This window comes from Streptomyces sp. R41 (genome assembly GCF_041053055.1).
Taxonomy (GTDB): Bacteria; Actinomycetota; Actinomycetes; order Streptomycetales; family Streptomycetaceae; genus Streptomyces.
Genome location: NZ_CP163443.1, coordinates 5,920,964 through 5,934,575 on the forward strand (window position 1 = coordinate 5,920,964; position 13,612 = coordinate 5,934,575).

A 13,612-nucleotide genomic window follows, 5' to 3' on the forward strand; every position below is an offset into this window, starting at 1 on the left:
CCGACTGGGATCGCGGAGACGCTCGCACTGAGCTCTACCGCGCCCACATCCGCGTAAGACGGCGTACGACTCATACGTTTTTCGAGTCGTACGCCCTTTTTGTTGGTGATCTCCCACTATTGTTCTGAGCTGTGCCTCGCCCATTGGGAGAACTCGAAGACGCGGTCATGACGCGGGTGTGGAAGTGGAACCGCCCGGTGACCGTTCGAGAAGTCCTGGAAGACCTTCAGCAGGAACGGTCCATCGCGTACACCACGGTGATGACCGTTTTGGACAATCTCCATCAGAAGGGCTGGGTGCGCCGCGAGGCGGAAGGCCGGGCCTATCGATATGAGGCGGTCTCCACACGTGCCGCCTACGCGGCCGCACTGATGAACGATGCGTGGTCACAGAGTGACAACCCCGCCGCCGCTCTCGTCGCCTTCTTCGGCATGATGTCCCCGGAACAGCGCGAAGCCCTGCGCGATGCCGTGCGTATGGTCCAGGGACCGGAAACCCCCGCCGCCGAAACGCCCGCCTCGGAGAACCCGACCGGGAACCCGGCGGACGAGAACCCCGCTGCCACCGAGGGCGACGTCGGGCGATAGCGTCCGCTCATGCCAGCAGAGCATCCCGCAGAGGTTCCCGCAGAGCATCCCGAAGTCGCCGCAAAAGCCATCACCGTCCGCCGTGCCAGGACCAGCGATGTCCCGGCCGTACGCCGCCTCCTTGATGCGAACGTCCGGCGCCGCATCCTGCTCGACAAAGCGACGGTGACGCTTTACGAGGACATCCAGGAGTTCTGGGTCGCGGAACGCGGCGCCGGCTCAAGTACTGAGGTGGTCGGCTGCGGTGCGCTGCACGTGATGTGGGAAGACCTCGCCGAAGTCCGCACTCTCGCGGTGAACCCCGCGGTCAAGGGCCACGGCGTCGGTCATCAGTTGCTGGAGAAGTTGCTGGAGACCGCCCGTTGGCTCGGTGTTCGACGAGTTTTCTGTCTGACCTTCGAAGTCGAGTTCTTCTCGAAGCACGGCTTCGTGGAGATCGGCGAGACACCCGTCGACACCGATGTCTACGCCGAGCTCCTGCGTTCCTATGACGAGGGCGTGGCGGAGTTCCTCGGTCTCGAACGAGTGAAACCGAACACCTTGGGCAACAGCCGGATGCTTCTGCATCTGTGATCGCCGACGACTATTCCGGCGGAGCGCCTTGCCCGGGTTCCCTATGTCCGAAACGCGCACGTTTCCGGTCGGCCAGTGCCCTGTGAGTCTCCGCCAGGGGTTTGTGTTTTTCCGGCAAAAGCGGTTTGCTTTCCGACGTACTGCAGTACTGCATATAACAGGGGACGGTGAAACGGCGGACGCCGCGGACCCCCGGCCCTGAAGTTATCGATGAAAGGAAATCCGGTGGCACAGAAGGTTCAGGTCCTTCTTGTCGACGACCTCGACGGTGGCGAGGCGGACGAGACCGTGACGTTCGCGCTGGACGGCAAGACGTACGAAATCGATCTCACGACCTCCAATGCGGACAAGCTCCGTGGCCTTCTCGAGCCCTACTTGAAGGGTGGTCGTCGTACCGGAGGGCGTGCTTCGGGCGGACGCGGAAAGGCTCGCGTCGCTTCCGGTGGCAGCCAGGACACCGCGCAGATCCGCGCGTGGGCGAAGGAGAACGGGTACGAGGTCAACGACCGTGGCCGAGTTCCCGCGACCATTCGTGAGGCCTACGAGAAGGCCAACGGCTGAGCGTACGCGCGCCGCAGCCTTACCCGATGGCACTGCGTCGCCATCGTGTCCACGAGTCGTACGAGATCGGGGGCGCCCCCACCGCCCCCCACGGCCGACAGTGTCGGCAGCGAGGGTTCGACCTCGCGCCCGAATTCGGGGGGCCGCAGCCACACGGCGGCCCCCTGTGAGTTTTCCGGAACCGCCAACAGCACGGGCATTCCCGATGAGCGAGGAGCCCCGGCCGTTCCCGGTGGCAGCGGAGCCTCGATGCTCTCGCCCGCGCCGATCGCCGTGAGATCCAGTGGGAGGGCGCCCCACTCCAGCCAGTCGAGCAGCCCCGGCAGTTCGTCCGCGCTGCCCGCGGCCACGAGGAGCCGCATCCGGTTCCCCTGCAAGGCCACCGGAGACGCCGGGCCCAGATGCCGCAGAGCCGCGTATCCCGCCTCCGCCGGCACTTCCAGCACGTCGAAGCGCAGGCCCGTGACGAGCCGTACCGGCGGCCCGGGCACTGTCGCCCAGCCCAGTTCGTTCTCGTACCACCGCTGTACTGGATCACTCGAGTCGAGCGACAGACGAGGGAGAGGGACGATGGGAACTGTGGGAACCATGCCAGGAGAAACAGCCGGAAGAGCTTCAGAGTTACGCTGAGTGTTCCGGCAAATACACAGAGTGCCGGAAAGGGGGGCGTGCGGAGGTGTTCGGCGGCGCAAGGATGTTCGCCCATAGCGGAGGGAACCGGTGCGCGCCGCATGGAGTGTCAGTGCGTACGGGTAAGACATCCCTAGTGGGAGGGGCGACACGCATGGATCGGGCATCTCACGTTCGCCATCGGCGTACAGATGGTGAGGGTATCTGCCTGGCCTGCGGGAACATCGTCTCGCACCATCAGGTTGGAGCATATGTCGGCGTTCGGGGTCAGGAGGCCAAGGACGGTGTCGGCAGTTGGAATGAGCGGTCCCCGCTTGCGGGACTAAGCTGCGGAAGGACAGGGAGGGGAGCGTCCCCTTACTGCCTGACCGCTCTGAGGAGCGATTAACGATGTTCGAGAGGTTCACCGACCGCGCGCGGCGGGTTGTCGTCCTGGCTCAGGAAGAAGCCCGGATGCTCAACCACAACTACATCGGCACCGAGCACATCCTCCTGGGCCTGATCCACGAGGGTGAGGGTGTCGCCGCTAAGGCCCTGGAGAGCCTCGGGATTTCGCTCGAGGCGGTCCGCCAGCAGGTGGAGGAGATCATCGGCCAGGGCCAGCAGGCGCCCTCGGGCCACATTCCCTTCACCCCCCGTGCCAAGAAGGTCCTGGAGCTGTCGCTCCGCGAGGCTCTTCAGCTGGGCCACAACTACATCGGCACGGAGCACATCCTGCTCGGCCTGATCCGTGAGGGCGAGGGCGTCGCCGCCCAGGTCCTGGTCAAGCTGGGCGCCGATCTCAACCGGGTGCGGCAGCAGGTGATCCAGCTGCTCTCCGGATACCAGGGCAAGGAGGCCGCCACCGCAGGCGGTCCTGCGGAGGGCACCCCCTCCACGTCCCTGGTCCTCGACCAGTTCGGCCGGAACCTCACCCAGGCCGCTCGTGAGTCCAAGCTCGACCCGGTCATCGGGCGCGAGAAGGAGATCGAGCGGGTCATGCAGGTGCTGTCCCGCCGTACGAAGAACAACCCGGTCCTGATCGGTGAGCCCGGCGTCGGCAAGACCGCCGTCGTCGAGGGCCTCGCTCAGGCCATCGTCAAGGGCGAGGTGCCCGAGACCCTGAAGGACAAGCACCTCTACACCCTGGACCTCGGCGCGCTGGTCGCCGGCTCCCGCTACCGCGGTGACTTCGAGGAGCGCCTGAAGAAGGTGCTCAAGGAGATCCGCACCCGCGGCGACATCATCCTGTTCATCGACGAGCTCCACACGCTGGTCGGTGCGGGTGCCGCCGAGGGCGCCATCGACGCGGCTTCGATCCTGAAGCCGATGCTGGCCCGTGGCGAGCTGCAGACCATCGGTGCGACGACGCTCGACGAGTACCGCAAGCACCTCGAGAAGGACGCGGCCCTCGAGCGCCGCTTCCAGCCGATCCAGGTGGCGGAGCCTTCCCTCCCCCACACGATCGAGATCCTCAAGGGCCTGCGCGACCGCTACGAGGCTCACCACCGCGTCTCCATCACGGACGAGGCTCTGGTCCAGGCCGCGACGCTCGCGGACCGCTACATCTCGGACCGGTTCCTCCCCGACAAGGCGATCGACCTGATCGACGAGGCGGGCTCCCGGATGCGCATCCGTCGGATGACCGCTCCGCCGGACCTCCGCGAGTTCGACGAGAAGATCGCGGGCGTGCGCCGCGACAAGGAGTCCGCGATCGACTCGCAGGACTTCGAGAAGGCCGCTTCCCTCCGCGACAAGGAGAAGCAGCTCCTGGCCGCGAAGACCAAGCGGGAGAAGGAGTGGAAGGCCGGCGACATGGACGTCGTCGCCGAGGTCGACGGCGAGCTGATCGCCGAGGTCCTCGCGACCGCCACCGGCATCCCGGTCTTCAAGCTGACCGAGGAGGAGTCCTCGCGTCTGCTGCGCATGGAGGACGAGCTCCACAAGCGGGTCATCGGCCAGAAGGACGCCATCAAGGCGCTCTCGCAGGCGATCCGTCGTACGCGAGCGGGTCTGAAGGACCCGAAGCGCCCCGGTGGTTCGTTCATCTTCGCGGGCCCGTCGGGTGTCGGTAAGACCGAGCTGTCGAAGACTCTCGCCGAGTTCCTCTTCGGTGACGAGGACGCGCTGATCGCTCTCGACATGTCGGAATTCAGCGAGAAGCACACGGTGTCGCGTCTCTTCGGCAGCCCGCCCGGATACGTGGGCTACGAGGAGGGCGGCCAGCTGACCGAGAAGGTCCGCCGCAAGCCGTTCTCCGTCGTCCTCTTCGACGAGGTCGAGAAGGCCCACCCGGACATCTTCAACTCGCTGCTGCAGATCCTGGAGGACGGTCGTCTGACCGACTCCCAGGGCCGGGTCGTGGACTTCAAGAACACGGTCATCATCATGACGACCAACCTCGGCACCCGGGACATCTCCAAGGGCTTCAACCTCGGCTTCGCCGCCGCGGGTGACACGAAGTCCAGCTACGAGCGGATGAAGAACAAGGTCAACGACGAGCTGAAGCAGCACTTCCGCCCGGAGTTCCTGAACCGTGTCGACGACACGGTGGTCTTCCACCAGCTCACCGAGGAAGACATCATCCAGATCGTCGACCTCATGATCGCCAAGGTGGACGAGCGCCTGAAGGACCGCGACATGGGCCTGGAGCTCAGCCCGAGCGCCAAGTCGCTGCTCGCGAAGAAGGGTTACGACCCCGTCCTGGGCGCCCGGCCGCTGCGCCGGACCATCCAGCGCGAGATCGAGGACGCTCTCTCGGAGAAGATCCTCTTCAGCGAGCTGCGTCCCGGCCACATCGTGGTCGTCGACACGGAGGGCGAGGGCGAGGCCAAGACCTTCACCTTCCGGGGTGAGGAGAAGTCGGCACTCCCCGACGTCCCGCCGATCGAGCAGGCCGCGGGTGGGGCCGGTCCCAACCTGAGCAAGGAGGCGTAGGCGCTACAGCGCTCGCCTGAACAAGGGGCTGCCCCAGGACTTCGGTCCTGGGGCAGCCCCTTTTGGGTGTCGAGGGGTCCTCTTTGGGTTTCGAGGGGTCCTCGTTTCCCGTAGCCCACGTCACATTCCCGGGCCCCTGGATCAGCCCGGTCGGTGACATGACGCACAGGCGTTTTGTCCGGTACTACGTTGAATAGTGGACTGGCCAGAACGGGCAAAAGGGACCTTTGGCCCGGAACCTCGAGGGCGGCTTCTGCGTCGCGAGGGCAGGGAGGCAGGAGGGGCGTTTCCCAAGGGGGGCTATGCCCCGAAGTGGGGTTAAACCTCGGTTCTCGCAATAAATCTGGAAGATCCCTTATAGGGATGTCGGTGCTGTCAAGGTTCGTTAATTTTTGGGGTGAAGTACGACCGGACGTCGTAGATAGGCGTTTTGGGGGTTTGTGGGGCTGCGGGTTACCAAGGGATGGCCCACTCGGTGGCCGGCTGTGCGCCGGGTGGTGTTTGTGCCCCCGCCCCCGTCCCCCGCGAGGTATCCATGTCGAAGCGCGTCACGTCCCGTCTCTCCCGTACGTCCATCCGCTCACGGGCGGCCGTCCTGGCCGTCGGTCTCGGCGCCTCGGTCGTGCTGGGCGCCGGAGTCGCGACCGCCGACACCCTCGCCACCGGCGGAACCGTCACCGCGGCGAACGCCGTGCAGACGCAGGCCGCCGCTCAGGCCAAGGCTGCCGCCGCCAAGAAGACCGCCTCCTGGGTCGACCCGGTGAAGAAGTACGCGCTGTCCGCCAGCTTCAACCAGGCCGGTGGCATGTGGGCCCACAAGCACTCCGGCCAGGACTTCGCCGTGCCGCAGGGCACCGAGGTCGTCGCCGCGCACGGCGGCACCGTCGTGAAGGCCGGCGGCAACGGGGCCGGCGACGGTCCCGCCTACGGCAACGCCGTCGTCATCAAGCACGGCAACGGGACCTACTCGCAGTACGCCCACCTGTCGCGAATAGACGTCAAGGTCGGCCAGGTCGTCGCAACCGGCCAGCACATCGCGCTGTCCGGCAACACCGGCAACTCCAGCGGGCCGCACCTGCACTTCGAGATCCGTACGACCCCCAACTACGGGTCCGCCATCGACCCCGTCGCCTTCCTGCGCGCCCAGGGCGTGACCGTCTAAGACGGCGCCGCGCCTCCGTGCGCCTGCGTCACCAGATCGATCGCGACCTCCAGGACCGCCTTGCGCTTGTCCTCGGGGTCGCCTTCGACGTCTTTGAGGACGAACATGCCGGCGTGCATCGTGAAGAGCGCGCTGATGCAGCGGACCTGGTCGGTCAGCGGCGCCTCGGGCTCCTTGATGATGTCGAGCATGCTGAGCATGCGGTCCTTGAAGGTCTCGCCGATGCTCAGCTCTCGTACCGTCGCCTGGTTCTCCTGCATGAAGCGGAAGAGCGGGGCCGCGCCGGTGAGCGCCTCGCTGTAGCGGCGCAGCACCTCCTGCTTGGTCTCCAGGGTGTGCGGCTGCTGCCTGCCCCACTCGATCAGCTCGTCGAGCGGCCTCGTCAGGTCCTCGAAGAGACTGATGAGAATCTCTTCCTTGGTCTTGAAGTGGTAGTAGAGCGCCGCCTTGGTGACGTCGAGGTGCTCGGCGATCTCGCGCAGCGAGGTCTTCTCGTAGCCCTGCTCGGAGAAGAGTTCGAGGGCCACGTCCTGGATGCGCTGGCGGGTGTCCCCGCGGCGCTGTCGCTTGGTGCCGTCCATGGTGCCGCCCATCCTCGTACTCCTTGCGCTCCCTGAAAACTTACCTGTCGCCCGGCTAGTAAAACTACTTAAACTTACTTGACGCCCGGCTAGTTGCGGGTCTAATTTCCCTGAGTGTAGTCAACTTGCCGGTCGGCAAGTAAGTAGCCGGGCGGCGGCAGCGGTACCTAGGGGAGTGGGAACGATGGCGGACAACACCGAAACGGTCGCGCAGACCGAGAAACAGTCAGTGGAGCAGACCGACAAGCAGCCACGCAGCGTACGAGTCGTGCTGTTCGCGCTCATGATCGCCATGCTGCTGGCGATGCTCGACAACATGATCGTGGGCACGGCGATGCCGACGATCGTCGGCGAACTGGGCGGCCTCGAGCACCTGTCCTGGGTGGTCACCGCGTACACGCTCGCCACCGCCGCCTCCACCCCGATCTGGGGCAAGCTCGGCGACATGTACGGGCGCAAGGGCGCCTTCATGACCTCGATCGTGCTCTTCCTGATCGGCTCCGCGCTGAGCGGCATGGCCCAGGACATGGGGCAGCTCATCGGCTTCCGTGCCATTCAGGGCCTCGGTGCCGGTGGTCTGATGGTCGGCGTCATGGCGATCATCGGCGACCTGATTCCGCCGCGGGAGCGCGGCAAGTACCAGGGCATGATGGCCGGCGTGATGGCGTTCGCCATGATCCTCGGACCGCTGGTCGGCGGCACCATCACCGACCACTGGGGCTGGCGCTGGTCCTTCTACATCAACCTGCCCCTCGGCGTCGTCGCGCTGATCGCCGTCAGTGTCGTACTGCACCTGCCGAAGAAGCGGGTCGACGCGAAGATCGACTACCTCGGTGCCGGACTGCTGGCCCTCGGTATCTCGTCCATCGTGCTGGTCACCACCTGGGGCGGCTCCGAGTACGCCTGGGGCTCCGCCCGGATCATGGAGCTGATCGGGATCGGCGTCGCCGCGCTCGTGGGCTTCGTCTTCTGGCAGACCAAGGCCGCCGCGCCGGTCGTGCCGCTGCACATCTTCAAGAGCCGCAACTTCACGCTGATGTCGATCATCGGCTTCATCACCGGCTTCGTGATGTTCGGCGCGGTGCTTTTCCTGCCGCTGTACCAGCAGTCCGTGCAGGGCGCGTCCGCCACCAACTCCGGGCTGCTGCTCCTGCCGATGCTCGGCGCGATGCTCGCCGTCTCGATGGTCGCCGGGCGGGTCACCACCAACAGCGGCCGCTACAAGATCTTCCCGCTCGTCGGCAGCGTACTGATGATCGCGGGGCTGTTCCTGCTCGCGCAGATGGACACCGAGACGACCCGCCTCACGTCCGGGCTGTACATGGCGGTACTCGGCGCGGGCATGGGCTGCCTCATGCAGATCACCATGCTGGTCGCGCAGAACAGCGTCGAGATGAAGGACATGGGCGTCGCGTCCTCGTCCACCACCCTCTTCCGTACGCTCGGCTCGTCCTTCGGCGTCGCGATCATGGGTGCGCTGTTCAACCACCGGGTGCAGGACGTGATGGCCGAGCGGGCCGGGGCGATCGGGTCCAAGGTGACCGAGCAGTCCGCGCAGCTCGACGCCGCCAGCCTGGCGAAGCTGCCGACCGTGGCGCGGGAGGCCTACCAGCACGCGGTGTCCTCCGGTACGCACTCCGCGTTCCTGCTCGGGTCCGTGGTGGCTGTGGTCGCGCTGGTCGCGGCGGTGTTCGTGAAGGAGGTTCCGCTGAAGGGGGCGGGGCCGGCTGCGCCGGAGCCCGCGGATGACGTGTCGGCCAAGGAGGCCGTGGCCGAGACGGTCTGACGTCTCCTGATCCGAAGGCCCCCGGCGTTGTCCGCCCCGGGGGCCTTCTTGTCGGGTGCGGGTGCGGGTGCGGGTGCGGGTGTACGGGGCTGGGGCCGGGCTGGTTTCGCCCCCTCCGCCCCTACCCGTCCCGTACCTGGGGGCTCCGCCCCCAGACCCCCGTATCGGCCTTGACGGCCTCGTCCTCAAACGCCGGACGGGCTGAAAGATCTCCGGCCGGGGCTGACTGTCAGTCCCCCGTGCCACCATCTGAACCGTGGACAAAATGCGGCAGCTGCGGCTTGCCAAGGACGCGATGGATCGGGACTGGGCCGAGCCCGGGCTCGATCTCGACGCGGTGGCCGCGCATGCTGGTTACTCGCGCTATCACTTCATACGGGCCTTCAAGGCGGCGTACGGCGAGACGCCGGGCCAGTATCTGACCCACCGTCGTATCGACCGGGCCGAAGACCTGCTGCGGACCGCGAACCTCTCGGTGACCGAGATCTGCAACCTGGTCGGCTTCAGCAGCCTCGGTACGTTCTCGGCGCGCTTCAAGGCATGGACCGGGCTGACTCCGAGCGAGTACCGGGCGAAGCATGTGGGGCGGGGGGCCGCACTCATACCCGGGTGTTACGCGATGCTCTGGGCCGGCGGCTTCAGGCCGGGGCCAGGTGCGCGAGAGCGCAATTCCGAAGAAGCACCGTGAGCCCGTCGCTGCCTACCGTGGCAGGGCATTGAGCGCGGGCGACGCCCCCGTGGGGCCGTCCGCCCGACCACCCGCACACCTGGAGCACATCATGATCAAGGGACTCGCCATTTCGACCGTCTGGGTCCTCGACCAGGACCGGGCCAAGGAGTTCTACACCCAGAAGCTCGGCCTCGAAGTCCGTACGGACATGACGATGGGCGACGGCGGCATGCGCTGGCTCACCGTCGGCGCCGAGAACCAGCCCGAGGTCGAGCTGACGCTCATGGTGCCCGGACCGCCCGCGATGGACCCCGAGTCCGCCGAGATGATGAAGAAGCTCGTGGCCAAGGGCGTGCTCGGTGCGGGCGCGCTGACCACCGACGACATCCAGGGGGACTACAAGAAGCTCAAGGACCGCGGTGTGGAGTTCCTGCAAGAGCCGCAGGAGCGGCCGTACGGGACGGAAGCGGTGTTCCGCGACGACTCCGGAAACTGGTTCTCGTTCACCCAGCCGCGAGAGGGCGGGCTCGACCTGGAGAAGGACTGGGGCTGCTGACCCCCTTCTGAGCTGATCCCCTCCTGAGCCGACCCCCTTCAGAGGGGTGAGCGCTAACACGCATGTCGCGCGCGCGTCAACCTCTGTTGTCCAGGATGGTCCGTCCCCCTCTGGCCGCCCAGAATTCAGGCATCGACCACAAGAACGTGTCTCAGGGCATCTAGGGGGAACAGCACATGCGCGTGAACAAGAAGGTCGCGGCCACGGCTTCGGCGTTGATGATGACCACCGGCCTGCTGGCCATGGCCGGCTCCACCACGGCCAGCGCCGCCGACGGCTGCAACAACAACGGCGGCAGGACCGTCCAGGAAGTGATCGGGGCGCGCGGCCAGGGCATCGAGCTGCGGGTGAACGGGTCCGGGGACGGCACTTGCGCCTGGGGCCGGATCGTCGTCGGTGACGTCGGGATGCACGTCTGGGTGGACCGCAGCAGCGACGGCGGCCGCACCTGGGAGCCGCAGCTCGGCTGGCGGGAGATCGAGAGCGGCGGCAGCGTCTGGACCGAGGCCTGGCGCGACCGCAACGGCCAGCTGATGCGGGCCTGCGGCGACTCGGGCTACAACACGACGATCCACTGCACCAAGTGGTACTAGGACGACGACCCAGTGTTGTCAGGGGCACGCGGGAGACGGTGATCCACTGCGCCAGTGGCACGGGTCGACGACCATCCACTGCTCCCAGTGACACTGGGGACGACGACGATCCACTGCTCCCAGTTGTACGGGGACTGGGCGCTGCGGCGGGCTTCCGGGCCTGCCGGGCTCCTGAGTCCTCCTGACGGTGCCTCCTGATCGGGCCCGCATGCGCGAGGGGCGTGGCCGGAATTCTCCGGCCACGCCCCTCCCGTGTCGGTGCGCTACTTCCCCGACGCCGGCAGCATCGGATAGCTCCCCGTGTTCGTCGGCGCGTGCTCCGGCAGCCACAGCACCGCGACCGCGCCCTCGGCGGGTACGTCGTCCGGTGCCCCGGCGGGCCGTACGTTGCGGAAGGTCAGCCGGGCGCCGAGCACCCGGGCCTGGCCCGCGGCGATGGTCAGGCCCAGGCCGTGGCCGTGGCCCGCGCGGTCGGTGCTGCCCGTGCGGAAGCGGCTCGGGCCCTCGGCGAGGAGGGCCTCGGGGAAGCCGGGACCATGGTCGCGGACGCGGATGACGCGGCCCTCGACGGTGACCTCGATGGGCGGTTTGCCGTGCCGGGAGGCGTTCGCGAGCAGGTTGAACAGAACGCGCTCCAGACGGCGCGGGTCCGTCGTGACCTCGGACTCGTGCACCACGCGCACCTCGACGTCCGCGTCCTTGGCGGCCACGCGCCGCGACACGAACTCGCCGAGCATGATGTCCTGCAGCTCGGCCCGCTCTGACGCCCCGTCGAGCCGGGCGACCTCCAGGACGTCCTCGACGAGGGTGCGCATGGCCTGCGCCCGGTCCCGGACCAGTTCGGTGGGGCGGCCGGGCGGCAGGAGCTCCGCCGCCGTCAGCAACCCGGTCACCGGCGTACGCAGCTCGTGCGCGATGTCCGCGGTCACCCGGCGCTCGGCCTCGATGCGCTGCTGGAGCGCGTCCGCCATGGCGTCCACGGCACGCGCGAGGTCGTCGGTCTCGTCGCGCACCACACCGCCGATCGCGTCCCGTACCCGTACGTCGGTCTCGCCCTTGGCGACCCGGTTCGCGGCGGACGCGGCCTTGCGCAGCCGGCGCGAGAGCTGGCCGCCGATGAGTACGCCGAGCGCGCTGCCGCCGAAGACGACCGCGATGGAGCCGATGATCAGCGCCTGGTCGAGGTCCTTCATGACGTCCGCGTTGCGGTCCGTGAACCGCTCGTGCCAGGACAGCACCCTGCCGTCCCTGAGCGGTACGGCGGCCCAGATGTCGGGCACCCCGTTCGGGCCGTCGGACACATAGGTGGCCCGGCGGCCCTCCGAGACCTTCGCCAGCAGGTCCGCCGGGATGGCCGGGTCGTCGATCTTGGCCCCGAAGGGGGGCTGCCGGCCCGGCCCGTACATGCGCTGGGCGAGCTGGATGCGCTCGTCCGCCAGGTCGCGCGAGTTGTCGAGCATCGACACGCGCGCCGCGTTGTGCACGACCAGGCTCAGTGCGATCGCGACCAGGGCGCCGACCAGGGCGATGGCCGCGCTGAGCTTCCACCGGATGCCGGTACGGATGCTCACGCCGTCACTTGCGTCCCTGTCCAGGCCTATGCCCGCACCGCCTCGACCCGGACGCTGAGAAATCCCCCGCATACTCCCGCTCAGGCCTTCAACTTGTAGCCGAAGCCGCGGACCGTCTCGATCCGGTCCTGGCCGATCTTCGTGCGCAGCCGCTGCACATGGACGTCGACGACCCGGGTGTCTCCGCCCCAGCCGTAGTCCCACACACGTTCGAGCAGCTTGTCGCGGCTCAGCACCGTACCCGGCGCGGACGAGAACTCCAGCAGCAGCCGCATCTCGGTGGGCGTGAGCGCCACCGGCGTACCGCCCTTGAGTACCTCCATGCCCTCGGTGTCGATCTCCAGGTCGCCGAAGGCGAGCACCCCGCCGTCGACGGACGAGGCGCCCTCGGTCGCGTGGGCGCCGCCGTTGGCGTGTCCGAAGCGGCGCAGCACGGCGCGGATGCGGGCGACCAGGACGGCTCCGTCGAAGGGCTTGGTCACGTAGTCGTCGGCCCCCGCCTCCAGGCCGAGCACGACGTCGATGGAGTCGGCGCGGGCGGACAGCATGATCACGGGGACGGTCGACTCGTCACGGATACGGCGGCACAGCGAGACACCGTCGAGTCCGGGCACCATGACATCCAGCAGGGCGATGTCGGGGCGGTCGGCGCGGAACGCCTCCAGGCCGGACAGTCCGTCGGGCATGGCCGTGACCGCGAAGCCGTCGCGCTCCAGGGCGAGCTGCGTGGCCTCGCGGATGACGTCGTCGTCCTCGACGAACAGGACGTGGGTCTGCTCTGCCATCCGGCTGCTCCGTGTGCTCTCAGTTCGAGGGGGCGGGGGTGTCGGTGCCGCCCACCGCGTTGCTGTAGTCGTTGTGGATCCGGGACTGCTCGGTGAAGCGGGTCGCGGACCAGCCGTAGGTGATCACTTCTTCGCTGGAGGGATACGACACCGGGTCGCCCTTCTTGTACAGCTGCTGGGTGACCACCAGATCGCCACGGTCGATCTCGGCGTAGACGGGAGGCTCCTCGGCCTTGAAGACATTCTGGTACTTGCCGTCTTCCTCGCGATATACGTACGAGCCGACGCCGACGGCGTCGCCGCAGGTCATCACGTTGATCACGACGTCGTCCGAGGATCCCCCGGTCAGGTCCCCGTAGGACACGTCGACCGGATACTCGTCCGCGACGCACGGCTTCAGATCGCGCTTGACCGACGCGCTGACCTGCGGGTCGTCCTTGACGAGCTGGACCGCGTCCACCCGCTTGGCCGCCTTGCCGGGCGAGGCGGAGGCGGAGGGCGTGGCGGCGCCCTTGGCCACCGCCTCACTGCCCGCCGGACCCTCGTCGCGGGCGCCCGTACCGCCGGTGGCGCAGGCGGTCACGAAAAGGCTGAGGGCGGTGAGCACGGCCGCTGCCGTACTCCCCGCCTTCAGGACCTCC

The 13,612-nt window shown here is 67.6% G+C and carries 14 protein-coding genes; 9 read left to right on the top strand and 5 right to left on the bottom strand.

Translation table 11 applies throughout. The features are described from left to right. Window positions 1–131 precede the first annotated feature (131 nt). The 3 genes from AB5J53_RS27110 (at window position 132) to AB5J53_RS27120 (ending at window position 1,721) form a co-directional block, all read left to right on the top strand. On the top strand, window positions 132–587 hold the full coding sequence (locus AB5J53_RS27110; protein ID WP_369248258.1) for a BlaI/MecI/CopY family transcriptional regulator: 456 nt from the start codon (window positions 132–134) through the stop codon (window positions 585–587). 9 nt (window positions 588–596) lie between these two features. Further along, a complete protein-coding gene (locus tag AB5J53_RS27115) occupies window positions 597–1,160 on the top strand; it encodes an amino-acid N-acetyltransferase (protein ID WP_369248259.1) in 564 nt (187 codons plus the stop codon). 225 nt (window positions 1,161–1,385) lie between these two features. Next, on the top strand, window positions 1,386–1,721 hold the full coding sequence (locus AB5J53_RS27120; protein ID WP_369248260.1) for an Lsr2 family protein: 336 nt from the start codon (window positions 1,386–1,388) through the stop codon (window positions 1,719–1,721). Here the strand turns inward: AB5J53_RS27120 and AB5J53_RS27125 are convergent. Continuing rightward, window positions 1,700–2,311, bottom strand: coding sequence for an SCO3374 family protein (locus AB5J53_RS27125; RefSeq protein ID WP_369248261.1), 612 nt, complete (start codon window positions 2,309–2,311; stop codon window positions 1,700–1,702). The two genes, AB5J53_RS27120 and AB5J53_RS27125, sit on opposite strands and share 22 nt — an antisense overlap. Before the next feature lie 430 nt (window positions 2,312–2,741). On the opposite strand from AB5J53_RS27125, the gene AB5J53_RS27130 reads away from it, so the two are divergent. Both AB5J53_RS27130 and AB5J53_RS27135 read left to right on the top strand, forming a co-directional pair. After that, window positions 2,742–5,267: an ATP-dependent Clp protease ATP-binding subunit gene (locus AB5J53_RS27130; RefSeq protein WP_369248262.1), complete on the top strand. Its 2,526-nt coding sequence runs from the start codon at window positions 2,742–2,744 to the stop codon at window positions 5,265–5,267. A gap of 535 nt (window positions 5,268–5,802) precedes the next feature. Further along, complete coding sequence (locus tag AB5J53_RS27135; protein WP_369248263.1) at window positions 5,803–6,429, top strand: M23 family metallopeptidase; 627 nt, start codon at window positions 5,803–5,805, stop codon at window positions 6,427–6,429. Here the strand turns inward: AB5J53_RS27135 and AB5J53_RS27140 are convergent. Then, window positions 6,426–7,022 (bottom strand): TetR/AcrR family transcriptional regulator, encoded by a 597-nt coding sequence (locus AB5J53_RS27140; protein ID WP_369248264.1) that lies wholly within the window; start codon window positions 7,020–7,022, stop codon window positions 6,426–6,428. The two genes, AB5J53_RS27135 and AB5J53_RS27140, sit on opposite strands and share 4 nt — an antisense overlap. A gap of 172 nt (window positions 7,023–7,194) precedes the next feature. Between AB5J53_RS27140 and AB5J53_RS27145 the strand changes: the two genes are divergently transcribed. The 4 genes from AB5J53_RS27145 to AB5J53_RS27160 all read left to right on the top strand — a co-directional run bounded on the left by AB5J53_RS27145 (window position 7,195) and on the right by AB5J53_RS27160 (window position 10,615). Beyond that, window positions 7,195–8,796 (top strand): MDR family MFS transporter, encoded by a 1,602-nt coding sequence (locus AB5J53_RS27145; RefSeq protein WP_369248265.1) that lies wholly within the window; start codon window positions 7,195–7,197, stop codon window positions 8,794–8,796. A gap of 265 nt (window positions 8,797–9,061) precedes the next feature. Beyond that, window positions 9,062–9,484 (top strand): helix-turn-helix transcriptional regulator, encoded by a 423-nt coding sequence (locus tag AB5J53_RS27150; protein ID WP_369252489.1) that lies wholly within the window; start codon window positions 9,062–9,064, stop codon window positions 9,482–9,484. Between the two features lie 91 nt (window positions 9,485–9,575). Continuing rightward, window positions 9,576–10,022: a VOC family protein gene (locus tag AB5J53_RS27155; RefSeq protein ID WP_369248266.1), complete on the top strand. Its 447-nt coding sequence runs from the start codon at window positions 9,576–9,578 to the stop codon at window positions 10,020–10,022. Between the two features lie 176 nt (window positions 10,023–10,198). Further along, window positions 10,199–10,615, top strand: a complete 417-nt coding sequence (locus tag AB5J53_RS27160; RefSeq protein WP_369248267.1) for a glycosyl hydrolase — start codon at window positions 10,199–10,201, stop codon at window positions 10,613–10,615. A 263-nt stretch (window positions 10,616–10,878) separates the two neighbouring features. Here AB5J53_RS27160 and cseC read toward each other — a convergent pair whose 3' ends face one another. The 3 genes from cseC to AB5J53_RS27175 all read right to left on the bottom strand — a co-directional run bounded on the left by cseC (window position 10,879) and on the right by AB5J53_RS27175 (window position 13,578). Beyond that, window positions 10,879–12,186, bottom strand: a complete 1,308-nt coding sequence (cseC, locus tag AB5J53_RS27165) for a two-component system sensor histidine kinase CseC (RefSeq protein ID WP_369248268.1) — start codon at window positions 12,184–12,186, stop codon at window positions 10,879–10,881. Window positions 12,187–12,266: 80 nt separating this feature from the next. Further along, complete coding sequence (gene cseB / locus AB5J53_RS27170; protein ID WP_369248269.1) at window positions 12,267–12,971, bottom strand: two-component system response regulator CseB; 705 nt, start codon at window positions 12,969–12,971, stop codon at window positions 12,267–12,269. A 19-nt stretch (window positions 12,972–12,990) separates the two neighbouring features. Next, a complete protein-coding gene (locus AB5J53_RS27175) occupies window positions 12,991–13,578 on the bottom strand; it encodes a hypothetical protein (RefSeq protein ID WP_369248270.1) in 588 nt (195 codons plus the stop codon). Window positions 13,579–13,612 lie beyond the last annotated feature (34 nt).